The sequence below is a fragment of the Kitasatospora sp. NPDC093558 genome (assembly GCF_040683475.1).
Lineage (GTDB): Bacteria > Actinomycetota > Actinomycetes > Streptomycetales > Streptomycetaceae > Kitasatospora.
The window spans coordinates 1-2,388 of the sequence record NZ_JBFBDY010000842.1 but is presented as its reverse complement, the minus strand read 5'-3'; the positions used below and the strand labels follow the sequence as shown (position 1 = coordinate 2,388).

Genomic DNA, 2,388 nt, shown 5'->3' with positions numbered 1-2,388 from the left:
GGACCGACCCGCGTACCTGGCTCCGCCGGCCGGGTTCGACGGCCGGTCCGCGCGGGCGGGCGGCGCGTCATGGCGAGCCAGGGCGGCGAGCCACGGCGGCGATGCGTGGGCGCGCGACGCGCGACCGCGACGCAGGTCGGCGATCCATGAGGATCCACGACGATCCATGCTCCAGAGTTCCAGGGGGGAACCGGACTGTGCACGAAATGACTGTGGAAACCGCGCGTACCCGGGGGGCCGCGCCCACCCGTACGGCCTCGCACCCGCGACGCGGCGGGGGCTCGACGGCGACGGCGAAGCTGCCGGCCGCGCTGTCGGCCGTGTCGGAGCGCGTCCCCGGCGGCGTCTGCCAGGGTGAACTGGACCGCGGCGGACGGGTGTTGCGCTGGGTGGAGGCCGGCGGGGAGACGGACCGGGAAGCGACCCGGCAGACGGGCCGGGAGGCGGGTCGGGAGGCGGGCCGGAACACGGGCCGGGGCGAACCGACGGTCGTCCTGGTGGCCGGCAGCGGCGCGACCGCGCTCACCTGGGCACCCGTGCTGCCCGAACTCGCCCGGCGCGGCCGGGTCGTGGCCTACGACCGGGCCGGGCTCGGCGCCAGCGACTTCGACGCGGGCCTCACCCTGGAGACCCAACTCGCCGATCTGGTCGCCCTGGTGGAGCACCTCGGCGACGGCCCGTGCGTCCTCGTGGGGCACAGCTGGGGCGGCCTGCTCGCCCAACTCGTGTGCTGGCAGCGGCCGGAGCTCGTCGGGGGCCTGGTGCTGGTGGACCCGGCGCACGAGGAGTTCCACTCGCCGGCCGTCCGCGCCGCCGAGGCCGCGATGGTGCGGATCGGGCTGCTCCGGTCGGCCGTCGCCCCCGGAGCCGGGGCCGTCCGTCCGGGCCGTCACCAGTGGCGCACCGCCGTCGCCGAGAACCGGCTGATGACCCTCGCCGTGACCGAGATCCGGCGCCGCCGGTCGGCCGCGAGCGTGCCCGACGTACCGGTGGCCGTCCTGAGCGCGACCGAGGGCCTGCCGACGGTCCTGCGCACCCGCTGGACGATCCTGCAGTCGCGCATCGCCGAGCGCGCGACCCGCGGCACCCACATCGTCGTGCGCGGCGCCGGTCATGCCATCCACGCCGACGACCCCGGGGCCGTCACGGCGGCCGTGCTGGAGGTCGCCGAGCACGCCCGGCAGTCCGGGCAGGCCTGAGGCCGGGCGCCCCCTGGGGCGCAGGGGGTGCACGCGGGTGCTCGGGTCGGGGTGCGCGCGGTGCGGCGGGAGGCCCGGTGCGCCGGGCGTGGCCGTTGCGTCGCCTGCGCCCCGGTACGCCCGGTGACTCCCGGTGCAACCCGTGTGCCCCGGTATGCCGAGCGTGTGCGAAACGCCCTTTCCATCGGCCGATTCCGGCCCGGACGGCGGGTGATGACCGTGCGGCACCCTCTGGCACACTGTGTGCCCGAAGGCCCGCTGGGGAGGGTCATGACATCTGGGGGCAGGGGATGACGGGACGGGGGACCGTGCTCGGCGGGCGGTACACGCTCACCGAGCGGATCGGCGGCGGGGGCATGGGCACCGTCTGGCGGGCCCAGGACGGGGTGCTGGCGCGCCAGGTCGCCGTCAAGGTCCTGCACTCGGCGCTGTTCGAGGACGGCACGTTCGTCCGGCGCTTCCGGCGCGAGGCCCAGATGGTCGCCGCGATCGACCATCCCGGGATCGTCGACGTGTACGACTACGGCGAGAGCGGTTCCGGATTCGCGGGAGGCCCCGGTGACCCGGGCGACTCCGGTGACTCCGGTGACTCCGGTGGCGCTGGTGACGCCGCCGGCCCGAGCGGTGACACCACTGTCGCCGCCGCGTCCTCCTCCACTTCCTCCGACGACTACGACGGCGAGCGCTGCGCCTACATCGTCATGGAGCTGATCGAGGGCCGCCCGCTCGACCAGGTCCTCGCCGCCGACGGCCCGATGGCCCCCGAGCGCGCCTTCGCCCTGCTCGCGTCCGCCCTGGACGCCCTGCAGGCGGCCCACCGGCAGGGCATCGTCCACCGCGACATCAAGCCGTCGAACCTGATGGTGCGTGCCGACGGCCGGATCACCATCACCGACTTCGGCATCGCCCGCGCGGTCGCCAGCACCAAGATCACCGCCTCGCACGCGATCATCGGCACCGCGCTCTACATGGCGCCCGAGCAGGCCGAGGGCAAGGGCGGCGTCGTCCCGGCCTCCGACCTGTACTCGATTGGCGTCGTCGGCTACGAACTCCTCACCGGACGGCCGCCGTTCGAGGGCGAGAGCGTGCTGGAGGTGGCGCTCAAGCACGTGCGCGAGCCCGCGCCGGATCTTCCTGCCGCGTTCCCGCCCGCCGTGCGCCTCCTCGTGACGAGGGCGCTCGCGAAGAA

At 75.3% G+C, this 2,388-nt stretch carries 2 protein-coding genes; both read left to right on the top strand.

The features are described from left to right. The first annotated feature begins 206 nt into the window (after positions 1-206). Positions 207-1,199, top strand: a complete 993-nt coding sequence (locus AB0O00_RS35955; RefSeq protein WP_363658909.1) for an alpha/beta hydrolase — start codon at positions 207-209, stop codon at positions 1,197-1,199. A 290-nt stretch (positions 1,200-1,489) separates the two neighbouring features. After that, positions 1,490-2,388: protein kinase (locus tag AB0O00_RS35950; protein WP_363658908.1), on the top strand; the 899-nt coding region annotated here is incomplete at its 3' end.

Excerpts from the sequence above, each read along its gene's own strand:
- AB0O00_RS35955 (WP_363658909.1), top strand. The coding sequence starts at position 207 with ATGACTGTGGAAACCGCGCGTACCCGGGGGGCCGCGCCCACCCGTACG.